The organism is Deinococcus ficus (assembly GCF_003444775.1).
Taxonomy (GTDB): domain Bacteria; phylum Deinococcota; class Deinococci; order Deinococcales; family Deinococcaceae; genus Deinococcus; species Deinococcus ficus.
The window spans coordinates 865338-885250 of sequence record NZ_CP021081.1 but is presented as its reverse complement, the minus strand read 5'-3'; the positions used below and the strand labels follow the sequence as shown (position 1 = coordinate 885250).

The window sequence follows — 19913 nt, the reverse complement described above, 5'->3', positions numbered from 1 at the left end:
CCAGCCTACGCGCGCCGCTCTGACAGGGACCCTTCTGGCCCGCCGGTCCGGCCCTGGGGCACGCGCTGGCGCTCGCCGTCCAGGTCGTGATACGTGAAGTCCCCGGTGACCCGCCGGGCCAGCGCCTCAAAGGCCGCCTGCCGCCGCGCGGGGTCGGGGACGGTCAGGCACGCGTGCAGCTCGGCGGCCACCGCCGGATCGCGGGCCTCCATGTCCGCCAGCCAGTGGCGGGGCGAGACATCCCACCAGCCGCGCAGGCGGTACAGCAGGGGCACCGCGTGGCGGGTCACGCCGAGCATCACGTACGCGGCGTGGGCGGGCGCATGCTGTTCCGCGCGGGCGTCCATCACGGTTTCCAGCAGCGCGAAACGGTCCCAGGCGTTCACGGGCTGCGGGACACGCCCGGCGTCCAGAAGGGCGCGGGCCTCGGCCTGCACAGCTTCCAGGTCCGGGTGCGGCAGCACCGGGCGGCCCCCGGCGTACATGGCGAGCGTGGCCGCGTCGCCCGCGGCGAACATGGCCCGGACCTTGCGCAGCGGGTTGTGAAAGACCTCCACCTGCACGCCACGCCCGTCCGGGCCGTGCATCGTGAAGCTGCTGCGCCAGCGTTCATCCCCGGTGACCAGCACGTGAAGGTCCAGGTCGCTGAGGTCGTTGCCTTCCCCGCGCGCCGCAGACCCGCACCACAGCGCGGCGTACACGGCGGGCGTCTGCCGGATGCGGTCGAGTGCGGCGGGCAGGGCGGCCTCCAGCCGGGCCTGTGGGGTGACGGGGGGAACCGTGGACATGCCGGACCCTACCGCGGCCCGCCGGGTCTGGAGGCCGCAGGTGAGCGCGGACCGGATGTCAGGCGGTCAGGCGCTGCGGGGCCGCCTGGGCGGGCGCCACCTGCCGGGGCGCGGGCAGCCAGTCGAGCTGCACGCCCTGCCCGGCCAGCCAGACCGGCAGGCGGTAGCGGGCGTGGTGCAGGCCGTCCAGCGTCACCAGTGCCCGAAGCTGCGCCTGGTACACGTCCTCGTCGCTGATGAAGCCGGCCGCGCAGGCGGCGTGCAGTTCGTCCTCGTCGAGCAGTTCGGCCGTGCGGCCGTCGTGGATCACGATGTCCAGGTAGTGGTCCTGCACGATCCAGACGGCCCCGTCCCGGTGGACGTGGGCGATGTCCAGGTAGTAGTCGTGTTCGCGCTGCACGTGGAAGTCGTACAGGCACACCACGAGGTGCAGGGCGGGCAGCAGGTGGGCCTGCCAGTGCCGGACGCGGGGGTGGTCCACGAAGTCCCGCGCGACGAACAGGCCGTGCGGCGTCTGGCGGTAGGTGTGCACCTCGCGTACGCCGGTGTTGGTGTGGTGCTGCATTCCGGCGGTGTCGTGGCGCTCCACCTTCACCGGGTGGGCCTGGGCAGGGGCTCGGGTGGGCGTCATGACCCAGCGTACGGGCGGCTCTTCCGCATCCAGATGAGCCGGCTTTCCGGCGACAGGAACCGGCCTGCCAGTGGGCCCCGGAAGGCATTTCGACGTTGAAGGGTCGTGTGCAGGACGGGGCTTCTGTGGCCGCCCAAATTGAGCGTTCCTTCACCATTCGCGGCCGGCCTGAAATCAACCCAGCAGAGGCAGGGCGTCCAGCAGCCCAAAGTCGTTCGGCACGAACAGGCTGCCCTCGGTGGTGCCCTGGTCGGCCAGGGTGTCCAGGCCCTCCTGCAGCTCCGCCAGGTCCAGCTCGCCCGCCAGGGCGGCGCGGTGCAGGCGGATCACCCCCCGGACCTGCTCCGGCGTCTCGTGCACGAACTCCAGGCGGAAATCCCGCAGGCCCGCCGTCAGCCAGTCTTCCAGGTGCAGGCCAGCCACCTGGGGGCGGCCCTCGAACACCGTGTTCCGGCAGCCGACGTCCGCCATCACCGGGTGCTGCACGCCGCGCTCGTCGCGCAGGGCCACGCGGTGCGACTCGCACGGGTGGCCGCAGTTCGTGTAGTCCGTGCCCTCCGACAGGAAGCGGCAGAACACGCAGTGCTCGGTGTGGAACACCGGCAGGTGCTGGTACGCGATCACTTCCAGCCGCTCGGGGCCGACCAGTCCGGCGAGTTCCGTGATCTGCCGGGCGTTCAGGTCGTGCGTGGGCGTGATCCGCGTGAGGCCCAGGTCCAGCAGGGCGCGGGTGGTCAGGACGTTCGCGGCGTTCAGGCTGAAGTCCCCAATCAGCACTGGGTGGTTCGGGGCGTCCTGCAGGCCCTCCAGCAGCCCCCCCGAACGCACCAGCAGTTCGGCGTCCAGCGACAGCAGGAACTTCTCCAGGTTCTGCTCGGTGGGTTTCAGGATGCGGGGGCTGGCGACCCGCACGGGAATGCCGGCAGCCTTCACGCGCTCCACGCTGGGTTTCAGGCCGTACAGCTCCAGGTAGTCCAGCGTGACCGAGTCCGCGCCCACCTCCAGCGCGGCGTCCAGCTGTTCCGGGGTGCGCACCAGCACATGCAGGCGCGGCCTGCCCGGCTCGGTGAGCGCCGCGGGCCCCAGCGCGGCCAGCGACTCCGCGAGTTTGGGGGTGGTCCGGCGGTCGGGGGCCTGCCCGCGCAGGGCGGTCAGGGCGGCCACGGCGTCGCGACGCAGGGCGTTCAGGGCGCTCACCGGCAGGAAGCCCGCACCGTGCAGGTCCACGTTCAGGGCGCTGAGGTGGTACGGCGTGCCGCCCAGCTTCCCCAGCTGCTCGCGCAGACCGGCCTCGTCCAGCGCGCGGTTGCGGGCCTCCTGCAGGGGCGCCTCACCGTGCACGGTCACGCTGCGGCCCCCCTCGTCGGTCAGGGTCAGGGCCGGCACCTCCCCGACCCGGCCCACGAACTGCGCCGTCACCGGGCGGGTGTGCACCGGGTCGGCCGCGTCCAGCAGGGGCTTGACCCGCGCGTTCAGGCCGGGGTCCTGGGTGCGCCACACCGGGTCACCCTCGCGGATCATGCGGGCGTCCACCGCGCCCCGCCCGAAACGCAGTTCGTACACCTGCCCCACGCTCGGCGCGCCCTCCAGCTGCCGGCCGCCCTGCCACAGGCCGTACAGGAACCCGCCTTCCTCGCGGCCCTGCGGGGAGCGCCAGTTCGCCGGGTCGAACACCAGCCCGTCGCCGGCGTGCACGACCTCGCTCAGTTCCACCAGCACGCCGCGCTCGGTGGCGCCGCGCACGGTGCCCACGCGCACGCCGCGGTGCCGGGGCGCGCGGCCCCGCACGACCGTCTGGTGGTTCGTGCCGGCCATGAAGTGCGGCCCCAGCCCACGCGAGTACACCTGCTCCAGGTCGCGTTCCTCCTGCGCGGTCACGGACAGCGGCCGGCCGGCCCAGGCCTCGTCTACCGCCCGGCGGTACGCGGCGGTGGTCAGGGCGACGAACTCGGCGTCCTTGTACCGGCCCTCGATCTTCAGGCAGTCCACGCCGATCCGCACGAGGTCCGGCACCTGATGCAGGGCGTACAGGTCGCCGGGCGAGAGCAGGTACCGCGCGTCGCCGAGGTCGCGTTCCAGGCCGTCCACGATCATCTCGTACGGCAGGCGGCAGGCCTGCGCGCACTGCCCGCGGTTCGCGCTGCGGCCCCCCCACGCCTCGCTGGAGAAGCACTGCCCGCTGTAACTCACGCACAGCGCGCCGTGCACGAAGGTCTCCAGCTCCACGTCAGTGGTATTCGCGATGCGCTCGATGTCCTTGAGACTCAGTTCGCGGCCCAGCACCACCCGGCTCGCCCCGAAGCGGCGGGCGAGTTCGGCGCCCTCGGCGGACGTGATGCTCATCTGCGTGCTGCCGTGAATGGGCAGATCCGGGCAGATCTCCCGCGCCAGGCGCACCATGCCGTGGTCCTGCACGATCAATGCGTCCACGCCCGACTCGGCGAGGTGAATCAGCTGCCGCTCGGCCTGCCGGAGCTCCCGGTCGAACACCAGGATGTTGAAGGTCACGAAGCCCATCACGCCCCGCTCGTGCAGGCCCTTCATCAGGTCCGGCAGTTCCTCGGCGCTGAACCCCACCTTCGCACGCGCGTGAAAGCCGCGCGACTCCCCGGCGGGAGCGTTCACGCCGAAGAACACGGCGTCGGCGCCGGCCTCCACGGCCGCACGCAGCTGGGCGTGCCCCCCCACCGGACTCATCACTTCAGGTTTCACACGCGCGCGGACCATAACGCGCCAGTGTACCGCGCCCCCGCGCCCCAATCGGGCCGCGCGCAACGATTCACGCGCGGCCCCCAGGCCGCCCGGCGGCCAGCACCAACCTCAAGGGCCATTCACGGGACTGAAGGACGGGCCGCAACTTGCCCCCTGCCCCCCTGAGGAGGCCTGTCATCCCGGCCCGCACCGCAAGGGCCACAGTGAGCAGGCCACCCGCCCAGCCCCAGTTCCGCGGGCCCGGTCCGGCCCGCCGCCCCCTCATACCCCCCGCCCGGAGACCGAATGTTCTACCACGACAGCAAACTCCAGTACCCCGTGACCGTGCAGACGCCCGCCCCCCGCTTCGCCCGCCTGCTGCAACAGGCCATCGGCGGCGTCGAGGGCGAGATCCGCGTGTGTCTCCAGTACCTCTTCCAGGCGTTCGGTGCGCGCGGCCCCGTGAAGTACCGCGACCTGCTCATGGAGACGGGCACGGAGGAGATCAGCCACATTCAGATGCTCGCGACCGCCGTCGCCCTGAATCTGGAAGGCGCGCCCGCCTCCGAGCAGGAAGCGGCCGCTGCACACAACCCGGTCGTCGCGGCCGTCATGGGCGGCATGGACCCCCGGCAGTACCTGTCGGCGGGCATGGCGGCCCTGCCCAGCGACGCCAACGGCGTGCCCTTCGACGCGTCGCACGTGTACGCTAGCGGGAACCTCGTGGCCGACATGTACGCCAACGTGACCGCCGAGGCCACCGGGCGCGTCCTGGCCTGCCGGCTGCTGGAACTCACCGACGACCCCGGCATGAAGGACATGCTGCGCTTCCTGATCGCCCGCGACACCATGCACCAGCAGCAGTGGCTGGCGGTGATCGAGGAACTCGGCGGTGCACAGGCCAACCTGCCCATCCCAAACTCCTTCGACGTCAGCGAGGAGATCCGCGAGGTCAGCTACGACTTCGTCAGCACCGGCCTGGACGGCGTGCCCATCCCCGAGGGCCGCTGGAGTTCCGGCCCATCCCTGGACGGCCTCGGCGAGTTCCGCGTGCGCAAGGCCAGCCCCCTGGGCGACAAACCCCAGCTCGCGCCGCCCATGCCGCAGGGCTACGCGCAGGTGCAGCAGATGGCCGGCGCAGACGGCACGCGGCAGGACCAGACCATCCGCACTGCCCCCGACAGCGACCAGTCCTGACCTGCCCGCCACACACCATCCTCCCTTCACCCTCAGGAGCCCCCATGAAGAACCTGACCCGCCTGACCTGGCCCTCCCTGCTGCTCGGCCTCACGCTCGGCACCGCCGCTCACGCCCTCGGCGGCGCTAGCGCTCCCCCGCCCGCCCACGCCGCTTCCCCGTGCGGCCTGCCGGCCCAGAGCACGCCCGCCGGCGCGGCTGGCGCCCGCCCCACGCCCAGTGACCTGTGCTTCGCGCAGCAGGCGGCCTCCGGAGACCTGTTCGAAATCCAGTCCTCGCAGCTCGCCCTGACCCGCGCCGCCAGCCCCGACGTCCGTGCCTACGCCCAGCAACTGATCGCGGACCACACCGCCGCCAGCCAGCGTCTGAAGGCCCTGGCCTCCGGGCTGCAGGTACCGCTACCCACCGCGCCGCAGAGACCGCACGCCGCCCTCCTGACCCAGCTGGGGACGTTGCAGGGCGCTGCCTTCGATCAGGCGTACATGGCCGCGCAGCTCACCGCGCACGAGCAGGCCGTCAACCTTCACGGCCTACAGTCGGGCCGGGCACCAGCCGCAGCTGCGCGCGCACGCCGTGCAGACCCTGCCCCACCTGAGAATGCACCTGGAGCGCGCCCGCACCCTGCAGGGGATAGTCACGCAGTAAGTAGGGCAAGCACGGCGCCCGGCCTCCAGGCGAGAATCGGGCGCCCTTCACTCGTGAATCGGACAGCTGAGGGCCGACAGGCGAAAAGGAAGCAGGCGTCCCGGGGGACGCCTTGATTTCTTTAATGTACACCCGTATTCACGTCCTGTCAATTGTATTCAGCGGGGCGTTGGGGGCGCAGACCGCCCTAAGTTCCGCTCTTCCTTCGTCATGGTGTGAAGGGCGAACCGGGGAGCAGCCAGAGCCAACGAAATGGCATTCAGATTCCGACATGGGTCCGTGAACTGTGCTGCGCTTTTCTGCCGTTGCAGGTGTAGGCAGATCAGTCGGCTCGTCTGGGGCCGCGCCGTGTGCTCCGATGCGATTCCATCTCAGGAGTGCAGGAGTTTCATGATCTGGTCGGTGCGTTTCTGTCCGTTCAGTTCGTCGAGCAGGGCTGTGGGGTACGTGGGAAAGGTTTCCCCCCACCATTCCTGCACGGGGGTGCTCCAGATGCGCCAGCCCTGACCGGGCACATCAATGGCGATGTATCTCACCTTCTTTAATCGATTAAGTTTCATGGGATACCACAGTTTACGCCGCCGGGTACATCGATTTGGCCGGCCCCAACAGACAACGTCCCGGATGGCTGGCCTACCAGGGGTTGCCCCTTCTTCTACTCACGCGAGAAGGGCCGGGGCAACGGGTCCGCCCTGCGGCCAGGCCTCGTTCAGCACCTCGTCGCGGCTGGCTGCAGCCCGCAGCCGGTCGAACACCTGCTGCTCGGCGGTGGAGAGCTGAACGTCCGCCAGACTAACGAGCACCGTTCCGCTCAGGAACAGCGGCGCCTGCGCCTGTGGGGACACGAACCGCACCTGCACCAGCGCGACCACGAACGTGCGGTCCCAGGCGCGGAACTGCACGAGGTGCATCGAACCCGGCACCCAGCCGAGCGAGACGGAGAAGGGAAAGGAAAGTGGGGCAGGCATACCGACCTCCGGAAGCAGAGAGGGGCACCGCAGAACATGCCGTGATTGCCTGCACCCTACCCCGGCGTCATGAGTGTCGACTACCAGAAGACCCCTGCGAAATGACGTATTCAGGCCCCTCCACCGAAAGAGGGACGTTTAGCTGACGGGCAGGCTCTAGCTTGATGGCACCCAACAACACATGCCGCCCGGGTGAAGGCGGCCGGGACGCCCCACCTCAGACGTGGGGCATTTTCATTGCCGCGCGCCCACGCAACCGGATGTCAGGGACCGTCCGGGCCCTCCCGTGCGCCGCCCGGAGCTTTGGCCGGCGCCGGGTCACGCGCCTGGATGCTCTGGCGGGTCATGGCGCCCCACTGCCCGCGCTTCTGCCCGAGTTTCAGGGTGGCCCGGAAGCGCACCCAGGCGTGCCACTGCCGGTACCCGAAGTTCTCCAGCAGCGCCGTGAGCAGCAGCATCAGCCGGTCCCGGGGCCGCTCGAACCGCACGCGCATGAACAGTTCGATGGACAGCGCCGCCACGCTCACCACCGTGCCGTACATCAGCGCCAGCAGCAGGAACAGCACCACGAACGTCCACTCCAGCTGCCCGGTCACCGCCAGGAACAGCATGAACGCATACCCGAACACCTCGACGACCGGGCTCAGCGCCTCGAACAGCAGGTAATACGGGAAGGCCACCAGCCCGATCCGGCCGTAGCGGGGGTTGAACCACAGGCGCCGGTGCCGCAGCAGGCCCTCCCACAGGCCGCGCTGCCAGCGGTCCCGCTGCCGGCCCAGCACCGCCCAGGTGTCGGGCGCCTGCGTCCAGCACACCGGGTCCAGGTCAAATTCCACGTCATAAGGCCGGCCGGCCTCGCGCATGCGGCGGTGCAGGCGCAGCACGAGTTCCATGTCCTCCCCCACCGTGCCTTCCAGGAAGCCCCCGATCTCGATGACCTCGCTGCGGCGGAACAGCCCGAACGCGCCGGAGATGATCAGCAGCACGCCCGCCGCGCTGAAGGTGGTGCGGCCCGCCAGGAACGCCCGGGCGTACTCCACGACCTGAAAGCGCTCCACCCAGCGGTCCGGAAGCCGGAGCTCCACCACGCGCCCGCTGTCCAGCCGCGCTCCATTCATGACGCGCACGCTGCCGCCGGCCGCAACCAGCTGCTCGTTTTCCACGAAACGCCGCGCCAGACGCAGCAGCGCCTCGGCCTCCAGCAGACTGTCGGCGTCCACGGCGCAGAACAGCGGGAAGGTGGCGTAGGTCAGGCCCACGTTCAGGGCGTCGGCCTTCCCCCCGTTCTCCTTGTCCACCACCGTCAGGTTGGGGTGCAGCGCGCTGCGGTACACCTGCCGCACCGGCTGGGTGTGCAGGGCGCGGGGCGCGTTGCGTTCGGTGGGCATCAGGTCGTACGCCTCGATCAGGCGCTCCAGGGTGGCGTCCTTGCTGCCGTCATTCACGACGACCACCTCGAACTCCGGGTAGTGCAGCGCCAGGAAGGAATCCACCGACGCGCGGATGGTTTCCTCCTCACCGTACGCCGGGACCAGGATGCTGACCGGTTTGTAGAACTCGCGGCTGAGGAGTTCGGACAGGCCCACGCTCTGCCGGCGGCTCATGTGGCGGCCCAGTTCCCGCGCGGAGACGTACACCGCCACGGCGTACAGCAGGTTCAGCAGCGTGAAGTACACCAGAATCAGAAGTTCGAGCGTGCGGATCACGGCCGCTCCGGAAGACCGACGAGGGCCTGTTCAGGGGGACGCAGCAGGGCGGCGGGGGTGGCGGGCGCGGGCAGCAGCGGACCGGGCACGCTGCCCGCCAGGGTGTCCCGCGCCATGTCACGGGCGTAACGGTCGGGGTGTCCGCTCTGCGCCTGCATCAGGCGGGTGCGGCCGTCCGGCTGGGCCAGCAGCACCCGCGCGGCGGCGCGGCGCACCCACCAGTCCGGCGCGCCCAGCAGCGTCCACAGGTCCTCCAGCGGCGGGGGGTTCAGGTGGGCGCTGGCGAGCACGGCATTGAGCTGCACGAACGGCGCCGGATCGCGCAGCAGCGCCCGGATGGCCTCCCCGGCGGCCAGCGGCACGAGCCCGCTGAGGTGCAGCACCTTCAGTGCCGCAGAGCGGACCTCCGCGTTGGGGCTGGACAGGAGCGGCACGACCTCGCCGTGCAGGTCCGCGGCGTGCCGGCGGGCCAGGACCTCCAGCGTGCACACCTTCAGGCGGTCGTTCTCACCGGCCAGCAGGTCCCGGCACAGCAACAGCCCGGCGTCGTCCAGCAGGCTCAGCGCCTCCTGCACCTGCCCGAAACTGAAGGAGCCGCGCGTGATCGCCTCGTGCAGCGCCAGGGACTGCACCAGCCCCTCCCGCCGCGACAGGGACAGCCGCCCCACGCTGCGCGACAGCGCCAGCAGCGCCAGGGCCCGGACCTCCGGGTGCGGATGCCCCAGTTCGCGGTCCAGGGCCTTCAGGGCCAGCGGGTGACGCAGCAGGGCCAGGCGCTCGATGGCCTGGGCGCGCGCCACGATCGGCAGGCGCGGCAGCGCCAGGCGCCGCAGGTCCTCCGTGAGCCAGCCGGTCTCGGCGTACAGGTCCCGCAGCCGGTCGGACACGCTGCCGCGCAGGCTGTCCCGCAGCTTCAGCAGCACCTCCGCGCCCACGCGGTTGAGCGGGCAGGGCAGCGGCACGTCCGCGTACGCCCAGGCGAGCAGGTCCTCCGTCCAGCGGGCCTCGGCCGCCGCGATGCGCCGCGCCGCCCTCAGGCTGGCGGCCAGCTGCACGAACTGCAACCCCGCCAGGACCACGCAGGCCAGCCCGGCCGCCAGCGCCGCGAAGGTCACGGCCGCCCACGCCCGGTCCCCCAGCGGTGTCCAGTGGTCCACCATCAGCACCACGCCCGTCACCACGATCAGGAGGGACAGCGTAACGCTCACGGTCAGGGACAGCACCCCGAACCGCAGCAGCGACCGCGTGGACGTCATGCCCGGCCCCTCACACCGGATCCGGCGCACCGGGGCCCGTGGGGCCGCCTCCGGCGGCCTGCACCAGTTGCAACACGAGGCGCGTGAACACCTCCGGGTCGAAAGGCTTGGCCAGGAACGCGTCGGCCTGCACTTCCATCTGCGCAGCCTTGTGCTGCTGGGTCATGGCGCTCATGATCAGCACCCGCGTCCGGGCCCGGTCCACCTCCGGCAGCAGGTCCAGACCACTGCCGCCCGGCAGGTTCAGGTCCAGCACCAGCACTGCCGGCGGTTCCGCCCGAAGCGCCGCCCACGCCGAAGCGAAATCCCCGCACTCGGTGACACGCAGGCCCGCGCGCGCCAGCAGGAAGCGTTGCATGACCCGCACGGCGTGGTTGTCCTCCACCAGCAGCACATGAGGGGCCGTCGCGAGCGGGTCGGCAGGCGCGGAGGAAGCCATGGGTCACTCTAGGCCGGCGACCCTGAGGCCACGCCCGCAGCGTTCTTAACAGAGGGTGAACGCTTCAGGCCGCTTGTGCCCGCCTCGCCGGGAGGGCTGGCCGGCATGCCGGGCCTGCCGACGATCACGTGGCTGTGCGATGACCGGGCACGCCCCTTCCTGACGGGTCATATTCCCGCTCTGGCTCCACCCGGCCGTTTCCGTTGATCTGCCGGGCATGCAGACGCTGCACCGCCAGCTCAGTCCGCACTCCCCCGAGCTGGAGGACGGCGTGGCCTGCGCGACCTTTCAGACCATGCCGGACGACCCCAGAATGCAGGTGCTGGTCGCGGAGTGCAGCGGGTTGCTGGGCACCGTCACGCTGGCTATCGTGCCCAACCTCACGCAGGGCGCCCGGCCCTGCGCCCGGATCGAGAACGTGGTCACGCGCGCAAACATACGCGGACAGTGGGTTGGCACCGCCCTGATGCGGGCGGCCGTCACCCACGCTCAGGCGCAGGGCGTGTACAAGGTCATGCTGATCACGGGCCGCACGGCCCCGGAAGTGCACCGCCGGTACAGAGGGCCAGGTTTTCAGGCCGACGCGACCGCCTACCGCCTGCGCCCCGGAAGTCCCTCGCTGGAAAGACAAAAAACCGCGCCTTAAGCGCGGTCTTTTCTGGTGGAGGCTTGGGGATTCGAACCCCAGACCCTCCGCTTGCAAAGCGGATGCTCTCCCGCTGAGCTAAGCCCCCTGGTGCTCTGTGACTCTCAGCCCGCGCACTGTAGCAGGTGGGGCGCACCCTGGCAAGGCGTGCGCCATGCGGCGCATGTGGTGGGCGGGCAGGCTGGGTAGCATGGCGGCATGTTTCGCCGCCGCCTAGCCCTACCGCCGTTCCCGCCCGGGGGGCTGCTAGTGGGCGGCGCGGCGCGCGACTGGCTGCGGGGGGTCACGCCGAAGGATTACGACTGGGCGGTGCCGGACCCGGCGGGTGCGGCCCGGGTGATGGCGGAGGTGCTGGGCGGCGCGGCGTTCCCACTGGACGAGGAGCGGGGGTACTGGCGGGTGTCGGCGGCGGGCGGGGTGCAGCATGATTTCGTGCCGTTGCCGGCGGACGTCGAAGCGGACCTGTGGCGGCGGGATTTCACGGTGAACGCGCTGGCGGTCCTGGAGGGCGGGCGGGTGCTGGACGTGGTGGGGGGCCGCGCGGACCTGCGGGCGCGGCGGGTGCGGATGGTGTCGGCCGGGAACCTGCGGGCGGATCCGCTGCGGGTGTGGCGGGCGGCGCGGTTCGAGGTGACGCTGGGGTTCCGGCTGGACCGCGCGACGGAGGAGGCGGTGCGGGCGGTGGTGGCGGACCTGGGGGCGGGCCGGCTGCCGTTTCCGGCGTGGGAGCGGGTGCGGGACGAGGTGCATGCGCTGTTGAACCACCCGGAGGCGGCGCGGGGGGTGTTGCGGCTGGAGGAGCTGGGGCTGCTGGCGCTGACGGTGCCAGAGTTGCGGGAGGGCCTGGGGGTGGAGCAGGGCGGTTTTCATCATCTGGACGTGTTCGGGCATGGGGTGGAGGCGCTGCACCAGCTGCTGGCGCGGGTGCCGGACGCGGGGCTAGCGCTGCGCTGGGCGGCGCTGCTGCACGATGTCGGCAAGCCGCGGGCGCGGGCGATGGACGGGGTGACGGGCCGGGTGAGTTTTCACGGGCATGACCGGGTGGGCCGGGAGTTGACGGCGGACATCCTGTCGCGGCTGAGGGTGCCGGCGGCGGACGTGCGGCACGCGGCGGCGCTGGTGGGGGCGCACATGCTGCCCCTGCCGGCCGGGGAGCGGGAGGCGCGGCGGTTCGTGCACCGCCGCCGGGCGCTGCTGCCGGACCTGCTGAGCGTGATGCTCGCGGACCGGGAGGCGGCGCGCGGGCCGATGAGTACGCCGGGCAGCCGGCACGCGTACGCGCTGGGCATGGAGCGGGTGCTCTCTGCCCTGGAGGTGCAGCCGGCCGAACCGCCTCCGCTGCTGGATGGGCGGGAGGTGATGGCCCTGCTGAACCTGCCGCCGGGGCCGGGGGTCGGGGCGGCGCTGCGGGTGCTGGCGGAGGCGGCGGCGCTGGGTGAGGTCCGGGACGCGCCGGGCGCGCGGGCGTTCCTGAGGGCGTGGGCGGCGGAGCGGGCCGGGGGGCCGGGGTAGGCAGGTGAGGCGGCGAAAGTCTGCCGTCAGGGTCCATCCGCTATGCTTCCGCGCGAGATGTCCGACGTTCAGCCTTACCCCTCCGAGCCCCTGTCCTCGTTTCAGCCGCATCCGGTCACGCCGGAGTGGGTGAAGGACGCGGTCTTCTACCAGATCTTCCCGGACCGCTTCGCGCGCAGCGGGCGCATTCAGGGCCTGAACCTGCAGCCGTGGGGGGACGCGCCGCACTTTCACCGGTACATGGGCGGGGACCTGTGGGGCGTGATCGAGAAACTGGATTACCTGCGGGACCTGGGCGTCACGGCGCTGTACTTCTGCCCGGTGTTCCAGTCGGCAAGCAACCACCGTTACCACACGCACGACTACTACCGCGTGGATCCCATGCTGGGCGGCAACGAGGCGCTGCGCGCGCTGGTGGACGAGGCGCACGCGCGCGGCATCCGCGTGGTGCTGGACGGCGTGTTCAACCACGCCAGCCGGGGCTTTTTCCAGTTCAACGACCTGCTGGAGCAGGGCGAGAGCAGCGCGTACCGCGACTGGTTCCACGTGGAGGGCTGGCCGCTGCAGCCGTACGACGACACCCGCCCTGCGAACTACGCGGCGTGGTGGGGCAACCGGGCGCTGCCGAAGTTCAACACGGACAACGAGCAGGTGCGGGAGTTCCTGTGGAGCGTGGCGGAGTACTGGATCCGCTTCGGCATTGACGGCTGGCGTCTGGACGTGCCGAACGAGATCGACGACGACAGCTTCTGGCAGGAGTTCCGGCGGCGGGTGAAGGCCATCAACCCGGACGCGTACATCGTCGGGGAGATCTGGGGGGACGCGCACCGCTGGCTGGCCGGCGACCAGTTCGACGCCGTGATGAACTACCACTTCACGCGGCCCTGCCTGGGCTTCTTCGGCGCGCGCACCCTGGCGAACGAGATGAACGAGGCGAGCGGCACGGGGCAGGTGCTGCCGCTGGACGCCGGGGCGTTCGCGGCACGCATGGACGCCGTGACCCGCATGTACCACCCGGAAATCGTGAAGGCGCAGCTGAACCTGCTGGACTCGCACGACACCGCCCGGTACCTCTCGGCGGTGGGTGGGGACGTCACGGCGCACCACCTGGCGCTGGTGTTCCAGTTCACGTACGTGGGCGTGCCGTGCCTGTACTACGGCGACGAGATCGGCCTGCCGGGCGGCCCGGACCCGGACTGCCGCCGCGCGTTCCCCTGGGACGAGGCCGCGTGGAACCAGGGCACGCTGACCCTGGTGCGGCGCCTCGCGGCCGCCCGGCAGCAGAGCCGGGCGCTGCAACGGGGCGATTTCCAGATCGTGCACGCGCACGGTGACGGGCTGGTGTTCAGCCGCACGCACGGCGACGAGCGGGCCGTGATCGCCATGAACGCCGGGCGGGAGCCGTGCGACCTGCCGCTGGGCCTGCGTGCGGCCACGCCAGGGCAGACGGCGGCCTTCGTCGACGTCCTGACCGGGCGGCGCCACCAGCTGGGCGCGGACGCGCAGGTGTCCGTCCCAGCGCGCGGCGCGGTGCTGCTCGTGCCGGACGGCGTGGCCAGCGGGCCCGGCACCGCCGCGGCCCTGGCGACCAGCGCCGGCTGACCCGAGCTTCCCCGCGGGCCGCCTGTTCCGGACCATGCCGGGGCCGGCGGCCCCGCTCAGTGTTCGGGCTGATCCGGGGTGCCGGTGGCCCGGTAGCGTTTGGTGGGGCGGCCCGCCTGCCCGTACTGGTGTTCCAGCGCGGCCCGGCCGGTCCGGGTGAGGTGCTCCAGGTACCGCCAGGCGGTCACGCGGCTCAGGCCGACGGCCTCGCCGGTCTCCTCGGCGGTCAGGGCACGGCCTGCGCCGTTCAGGACGGTGTGCACGCGTTCCAGTGTGTGGGGGTCCACGCCGCGCGGGAGTGGCTCGGCGGCGCTGCCCTGCACGCCCAGCAGCCGGTCCACGCTGCCCTGGTCGCGGCGCGGGCCGCTGGGAAGGCGCCGGGCGCGGTGCCGGGCGAGCAGGTCCGCGAGGCGGGCGCCGGTAAACGGCTTGATCAGGTAGTCGAAGGCGCCGTGCGCCAGTGCGATACGGATGCTGGGTTCGTCGTCCGCGGCGGTGATCAGGGCGACGTCGGTGGTCCGGCCCTGCGCGCGCCAGTGCCGCAGCAGGCCCAGGCCGCTGCCGTCCGGGAGGTGCACGTCCAGCAGGATCAGGTCCGGGTCGAGCGCCTGCGCCAGCGCGTCGCCCTGCTGGCAGCTTCCGGCGCTGCCGACCACGTGCACGTCCGGGTCGCGTTCGAGAAGGTCGCGGTTGATGCGCGCGACCCGCAGGTCGTCCTCGACCAGCAGGACCCGCACGGGCAGCGCGGCCGGCGGGGCGTTCACGCGCTGCTCCCGGCGGGCAGGGGCGCGGCACCGTGCGGGGCAGGCAGGCTCACCTGGAACACGGTGCGCTCCCCGCGGCGGGCGTGGTGCAGGGTGCCGCCCAGCGCCTGCACGCGGGCGTGCACGCCGGCCAGACCGTACCCGCGGCCGTCGCCCTTGCTGCTCGCCCCGCGGGTGTAGAGCCGCGTCACGACCTCGGGCGGCACGCCGGGGCCGCTGTCCTCCACCTCGACCTGCATGCCCTCGGGGTCCTCGCCGATCAGGACGGTGACCTGCCCCGGCTGGCCGCGCAGGGCCTCGAAGGCGTTCTCGGTCAGGTTCCCGACCGCGGTCACCAGGGTGTCGGCGTGCCGCTCCCACACCGGGGAGAGGTTGCTGCCCTCCGCGACCTGAAATTCGATGCCGAGTTCCTGCGCCCGCTCGCGTTTCCCGGCGAGGAGCGCCACCAGCCGCGGCACCTGCACGTCGCGCAGCAGCTGCCGGAAGTCGCTGTCGGCGCGGATCTCGGCGTTCAGGACGCGCAGCGCCTCGTCGCTGCGGCCCAGCTGCAGCAGGCCGGACAGGACGTGCAGGCGGTTCTGGTACTCGTGCGTCTGGGCGCGCAGCACGTCCACGAAGCCGCGGGCGTGCGTGAGTTCCTCCGCCAGCGCCACCGCCTGCGCCCGGTCCCGGAAGCCCGCGATGAACCCGCCGCCCTCCAAGGGCTCCAGGTTCACGAGGTACGGTTCGCCGCGCAGGGTAAGTTCCAGGTTCTGCTGCCGGGTGGGGCGGCGCCCGGCGGTGAGTGCGGCGAGTTCCGGCCAGGCGTCCGCCAGGGGGTACGGGGTGGGCCGGGCGCCCAGGGCCTCCGCGGCGCGTTCGGAGGCGAGCGTCACCATGTCCGGGTCGCCGCTGTTCCCGACGGCCAGCACGCCCTCGCGCAGGGCGGCCAGCACGGCCCGCTGCTGCCGGACCAGCGCGGCGATCTGTTCGGGTTCCAGGTTCAGGATCTCGGCCCGCAACCTCCGCGCGGCCCAGGTGGCGCCCAGCGTGCCCAGGCCGAGGGCCAGCAGGAACCACGGCGCGAGGCTCAGGAGACTCTGGCGCACGAGGTGCCAGGCCTGCGGCATCAGGTACCCGGTGCTGACCACGCCCACCACCCGCGAGCCCTTCACGCCGCCCGCCCAGACCGGCACCTTGCCGCGCACGCTCAGGCCCAGGCTGCCGCGCGCCACGCTGACCACCTCGCGCCCCGCGAACGGCAGGACGTTGTCGCCGCCCTCCATGGGCCGCCCCAGCCGCGCGGCGACCGGGTGGGCCAGCCGGATGCCCTGGCGGTTCCCCACCACGATGAAGTCCGCGCCGGTCTCGTCCAGCAGGTCGTTCACCTGGGCGTTCAGGGCCGGGCTCTGCGTGCCGGCCTCCGCGCCGCGGTACACCACGGGCAGCTGCGCCACGATGCGGCTGGTGGTCAGGGCGCGCTCGCCGATGCGTTCCCGCGCCGCGCCGTAGAACTGCACGGTCTGCACCAGCACCAGCAGGGCCGTCATGGTGCACAGCACCAGCAGGTGCAGCCGCACCAGCCGGCCCTGCAGGCCCCGGCCGGGCGCGCCGAGCAGCAGGCGGCCCAGACGCGAGCGGCGGGGGGGGGCGGGGGCCAGGGCGGTCATGGGGTACGGGCATTGTAGGCACGGACCCCGGGCGGCTTCAGTGGTTGCGTGCATTGCGTTCACGGTTGTGCATAAAGCAAACGAAAAATGCGTCCTGGACGTTGCTTCATGGGGAACAGGGGGATACGCTGGGCCGCAACACAAGACCTCAATTCACCCGCGCCGGCCCCCGCCTTCCCCTTAACTGGCTGCCCGGCTCCGGCCCCGCCCCCTGACCCACCCTGGCCCGCCGTCCGGCGCCCCCGCCGCGCCCGGCCACCCCACCCGGAGGAACCCCATGAAGCACCCCGTGAAGACTGCCCTGCTCGCCGCCCTGGCCCTCTCCCTGCCCGCCGCGCAGGCCCAGACCCTGAACAACCTGCGCATCATGGCGCCCGCCAGCCCCGGCGGCGGCTGGGACCAGACCAGCCGCGCCATCCAGACCGTGCTGCAGAACCAGGGCATCGCCAAGCCCGTGCAGGTCTTCAACGTGCCCGGCGCGGGCGGCACCATCGGCCTGGCGCAGCTGTACAACGCCAAGGGCGACGGCAGCCAGATGATGACCATGGGCCTCGTGATGGTCGGCGCGATCCTCACGAACGGCAGCAAGGTGGACCTCAGCCGCGTCACGCCCATCGCCCGCCTCACCGGCGAGTACGAGGTGATGGTCGTGCCCGCCAGCAGCCCCTACAAGACCTTCAAGGACCTCGCCGCCGCCTGGAAGACCAACAACGGCCTGGCCATCGCCGGCGGCAGCGCGGGCGGCACCGACCACATCCTGGTGGGCCTGCTCGCCAAGAGCGCCGGCGTGGACTCCCGCAAGATGAACTACGTGCCCTTCAGCGGCGGCGGTGAGACGCTCGCGGCGGTGCTGGGCAACCAGGTGGCGGCGGCCGTCGCCGGGTACGGCGAGTTCGAGGCGCAGATCAAGGCCGGCAAACTCCGCGCCATTGGGATCAGCTCCGCCAAGCGTCAGGCGGGCATCGACGCGCCCACCTTCAAGGAGCAGGGCTTCAACGTGGAGCTCTCCAACTGGCGCGGCATCGTGGCCCCTCCCGGCATCAGCTCGACCGAGAAGGCCAACCTGGTCGCCGCGATGGACAAGCTGCACGCCAGCAAGGAATGGAAGGACCTGCTCAAGACCCGCGGCTGGATCGACCTGTACATGAGCGGCAGCAAGTACGACGTCTTCCTGAAGACCGAGTCCGCCCGCATCAAGGGCGTCCTGAAAGACATCGGCCTGGTGAAGTAAGGCCTCCCGGCGCACACCGGGGTGAGGGGCGGAGCGCAGAGGGCACCTTCCAGGCCCGGGCCTCCGCCCCCAACCGTTTTCCCTGACCAGCACCGTCTTTCCGGGCCAGCCCCGGTTTCCTGCAAGGAGTTCCGCATGACCGACCGTTCCTCTCCCCCACCGCCTTCCCTGGCGGGCCGCCGCCCGGTGAGCCTGCCGGACCTGCTGCTGGCCCTGGGCGTGACCCTGGCGGGCGTGGTCCTGCTGCTGGGCACCCTGAAGATTCCCTTCGGGATCAATGCGGTGGTCGGGCCGCGGGTGTTTCCGCTGATCGTGAGCGTGGGCCTGACCGTGCTGGGCGCGGTGATGACCTTCGGCGCGCTGCGCGGTGACCGGGCCGAACCGGCCGCCGAGGAGGACACCGACCCGGACGCCCCGATCAGCCACCTGAACCCGGCGGTGATCCTGGGCGGGTTCCTGCTGGGCGCCGCGGCGCTGCAACCCCTGGGCTTCGTGATCGGCACGGCCATCATGTACCTGAGCGTGACCTTCGCGTTCGGGGAGCGCCACTACCCGCGCATGGTGGGGGTGGCGCTGCTGCTGTCGCTGCTCACCTACCTGCTGTTCACCCGCGGCCTGGGCCTGACCCTCCCGGCGGGCCTGCTCAAGGGGGTGCTGTGATGGACGCCCTGAACTCCCTGATGGCGGGCTTCGGGACGGCCATGACGCCCATGAACCTGCTGTACTCCCTGATCGGCGTGACGCTGGGCACCCTGGTGGGCGTGCTGCCCGGCATCGGGCCGGCGCTCACGGTGGCGCTGCTGCTGCCGGTCACCGCGCAGCTGGAACCGGTGAGTGCGTTCATCATGTTCGCCGGGATCTACTACGGTGGAATGTTCGGCGGCAGCACCACCAGCATCCTGCTGAACACTCCGGGCGAGTCCGCCAGCATCATCACGGCGCTGGAAGGCAACAAGATGGCCCGGCGCGGGCGCGCCGCCGCGGCCCTGGCGACCGCGGCCATCGGGTCATTCATCGCGGGGACCATCGGCACGGTGCTGCTGACCTTCTTCGCGCCGGCCATCGCGGACGTCGCCGTGCAGATTCCGCCCAGCGCGAAGTTCGCGATGATCCTGCTGGCCTTCGTGACCATCAGCGCCACCTTCGGCAACAGCCCCCTGCGCGGCCTGATCAGCCTGTTCTTCGGCCTGGCGATCGGGCTGGTCGGCACGGACCTGCAGAGCGGACAGGCGCGCTTCACGCTGGGCCGCCCGGAACTGCTGGACGGCATCGAGTTCATCACGGTCGTGATCGGCCTGTTCGCCATCGGGGAGACGCTGTACGTCGCGTCCCGGTACCGCAAGACGCAGGACGTCATCAAGCTGCAGGGGGGTGCCAGCATGAAACCCGAGGACTGGCGCCGCAGCTGGAAGCCCTGGCTGCGCGGCACCGTGCTGGGCTTCCCGTTCGGCGCGCTGCCCGCCGGTGGCGCCGAGATTCCCACCTTCCTGAGCTACACCCTGGAGAAGAAGCTCAGCAAGCATCCTGAGGAGTTCGGCAAGGGCGCCATCGAGGGCGTGGCCGGGCCGGAAGCGGCGAACAACGCCTCGGCCGCCGGGGTGCTGGTGCCGCTGCTCACGCTGGGCCTGCCCACCAGCGCCACCGCCGCGATCCTGCTGGCCGCCTTCCAGCAGTACGGCCTGCAGCCCGGGCCGCTGCTGTTCGTGACCAGCAGCGACCTCGTGTGGGGCCTGATCGCTTCGCTGTACATCGGCAACGTCATGCTGCTGCTGCTGAACCTGCCGCTGGCTCCTGTGTGGGCGCGCCTGCTGCTGATTCCCCGCCCGTACCTGTACGCCGCGATCCTGGTGTTCAGCACGGTCGGCGTGTACAGCCTGAACAACAGCGTGTTCGACCTGGTGCTGCTCGCCCTGTTCGGTGTGATCGGCTACGGCATGCGCCGCTTCGACTTCCCGGTCACGCCCGCGATCATCGGCGTGGTGCTGGGGCCGACCGCCGAGTCGTTCTTCCGCACCGCCCTGCAGCAGAGCAACGGGGACTTCAGCATCTTCGTGCGCCAGCCGCTGACGGCGTTCATCCTGTTCGTGGTGCTGCTCGCGCTGATCGTGCCGATGGTGCTCAAGCGCCGCCCGCCGCCCGAACCCTACGACGTGGCGTGAGGTGAAAAAAAGCGTCCCCGGGTCCGTGA

The 19913-nt window shown here is 71.5% G+C and carries 18 protein-coding genes and 1 tRNA gene; 8 read left to right on the top strand and 11 right to left on the bottom strand.

Annotated features, from left to right (window positions below; all coding sequences use genetic code 11):
- Positions 1-5 precede the first annotated feature (5 nt).
- From DFI_RS20555 to DFI_RS04430, 3 genes are all read right to left on the bottom strand, one after another.
- A complete protein-coding gene (locus DFI_RS20555) occupies positions 6-788 on the bottom strand; it encodes a hypothetical protein (protein WP_081425708.1) in 783 nt (260 codons plus the stop codon).
- 58 nt (positions 789-846) lie between these two features.
- Entirely contained in the window at positions 847-1419 is a 573-nt protein-coding gene (locus tag DFI_RS04435) for a DUF402 domain-containing protein (protein WP_027462090.1), read from the bottom strand.
- 174 nt (positions 1420-1593) lie between these two features.
- Entirely contained in the window at positions 1594-4146 is a 2553-nt protein-coding gene (locus tag DFI_RS04430) for a U32 family peptidase (RefSeq protein WP_027462089.1), read from the bottom strand.
- A gap of 270 nt (positions 4147-4416) precedes the next feature.
- Here DFI_RS04430 and DFI_RS04425 point away from each other — a divergent pair, with 270 nt between their 5' ends.
- Together DFI_RS04425 and DFI_RS04420 are read left to right on the top strand one after the other, a co-directional pair.
- Positions 4417-5307, top strand: coding sequence for a manganese catalase family protein (locus DFI_RS04425; protein WP_027462088.1), 891 nt, complete (start codon positions 4417-4419; stop codon positions 5305-5307).
- A 44-nt stretch (positions 5308-5351) separates the two neighbouring features.
- Positions 5352-6068, top strand: coding sequence for a DUF4142 domain-containing protein (locus DFI_RS04420; protein WP_051307470.1), 717 nt, complete (start codon positions 5352-5354; stop codon positions 6066-6068).
- Between the two features lie 255 nt (positions 6069-6323).
- On the opposite strand, the gene DFI_RS20105 is transcribed toward DFI_RS04420, so the two are convergent.
- From DFI_RS20105 to DFI_RS04400, 5 genes are all read right to left on the bottom strand, one after another.
- A complete protein-coding gene (locus DFI_RS20105) occupies positions 6324-6512 on the bottom strand; it encodes a hypothetical protein (protein ID WP_155864500.1) in 189 nt (62 codons plus the stop codon).
- A gap of 99 nt (positions 6513-6611) precedes the next feature.
- Positions 6612-6920 (bottom strand): hypothetical protein, encoded by a 309-nt coding sequence (locus DFI_RS04415; RefSeq protein ID WP_118375830.1) that lies wholly within the window; start codon positions 6918-6920, stop codon positions 6612-6614.
- A 263-nt stretch (positions 6921-7183) separates the two neighbouring features.
- Entirely contained in the window at positions 7184-8626 is a 1443-nt protein-coding gene (locus tag DFI_RS04410) for a glycosyltransferase family 2 protein (protein WP_051307469.1), read from the bottom strand.
- Positions 8623-9882, bottom strand: a complete 1260-nt coding sequence (locus DFI_RS04405; RefSeq protein ID WP_027462086.1) for a HEAT repeat domain-containing protein — start codon at positions 9880-9882, stop codon at positions 8623-8625. The genes DFI_RS04410 and DFI_RS04405 overlap by 4 nt, the downstream gene beginning before the upstream one ends.
- 10 nt (positions 9883-9892) lie before the next feature.
- Complete coding sequence (locus tag DFI_RS04400; RefSeq protein WP_051307468.1) at positions 9893-10321, bottom strand: response regulator transcription factor; 429 nt, start codon at positions 10319-10321, stop codon at positions 9893-9895.
- Positions 10322-10538: 217 nt separating this feature from the next.
- On the opposite strand from DFI_RS04400, the gene DFI_RS04395 reads away from it, so the two are divergent.
- Positions 10539-10967 carry a GNAT family N-acetyltransferase gene (locus tag DFI_RS04395; protein ID WP_051307467.1) on the top strand — a complete coding sequence of 143 codons (429 nt, stop codon included), beginning with the start codon at positions 10539-10541 and terminating at the stop codon, positions 10965-10967.
- A gap of 13 nt (positions 10968-10980) precedes the next feature.
- On the opposite strand, the gene DFI_RS04390 is transcribed toward DFI_RS04395, so the two are convergent.
- Positions 10981-11055 (bottom strand) — tRNA-Ala (locus DFI_RS04390).
- Positions 11056-11165: 110 nt separating this feature from the next.
- On the opposite strand from DFI_RS04390, the gene DFI_RS04385 reads away from it, so the two are divergent.
- Both DFI_RS04385 and DFI_RS04380 read left to right on the top strand, forming a co-directional pair.
- Entirely contained in the window at positions 11166-12479 is a 1314-nt protein-coding gene (locus DFI_RS04385; protein WP_027462085.1) for an HD domain-containing protein, read from the top strand.
- A gap of 57 nt (positions 12480-12536) precedes the next feature.
- On the top strand, positions 12537-14081 hold the full coding sequence (locus tag DFI_RS04380; RefSeq protein WP_051307466.1) for a glycoside hydrolase family 13 protein: 1545 nt from the start codon (positions 12537-12539) through the stop codon (positions 14079-14081).
- Positions 14082-14137: 56 nt separating this feature from the next.
- Here the strand turns inward: DFI_RS04380 and DFI_RS04375 are convergent, their stop codons facing one another.
- Positions 14138-14845 (bottom strand): response regulator, encoded by a 708-nt coding sequence (locus tag DFI_RS04375; protein WP_244940313.1) that lies wholly within the window; start codon positions 14843-14845, stop codon positions 14138-14140.
- Positions 14842-16494 carry an ATP-binding protein gene (locus tag DFI_RS04370; RefSeq protein WP_027462083.1) on the bottom strand — a complete coding sequence of 551 codons (1653 nt, stop codon included), beginning with the start codon at positions 16492-16494 and terminating at the stop codon, positions 14842-14844. The genes DFI_RS04375 and DFI_RS04370 overlap by 4 nt, the downstream gene beginning before the upstream one ends.
- 277 nt (positions 16495-16771) lie before the next feature.
- Here DFI_RS04370 and DFI_RS04365 point away from each other — a divergent pair, with 277 nt between their 5' ends.
- The 3 genes from DFI_RS04365 to DFI_RS04355 all read left to right on the top strand — a co-directional run bounded on the left by DFI_RS04365 (position 16772) and on the right by DFI_RS04355 (position 19884).
- Positions 16772-17725, top strand: a complete 954-nt coding sequence (locus DFI_RS04365; RefSeq protein ID WP_022799895.1) for a Bug family tripartite tricarboxylate transporter substrate binding protein — start codon at positions 16772-16774, stop codon at positions 17723-17725.
- A 135-nt stretch (positions 17726-17860) separates the two neighbouring features.
- The gene (locus DFI_RS04360) at positions 17861-18385 is read left to right on the top strand and encodes a tripartite tricarboxylate transporter TctB family protein (RefSeq protein ID WP_027462082.1); all 525 of its coding nucleotides are present in this window, start codon (positions 17861-17863) and stop codon (positions 18383-18385) included.
- Positions 18385-19884 carry a tripartite tricarboxylate transporter permease gene (locus DFI_RS04355; protein ID WP_027462081.1) on the top strand — a complete coding sequence of 500 codons (1500 nt, stop codon included), beginning with the start codon at positions 18385-18387 and terminating at the stop codon, positions 19882-19884. The genes DFI_RS04360 and DFI_RS04355 overlap by 1 nt, the downstream gene beginning before the upstream one ends.
- Positions 19885-19913: the final 29 nt, after the last annotated feature.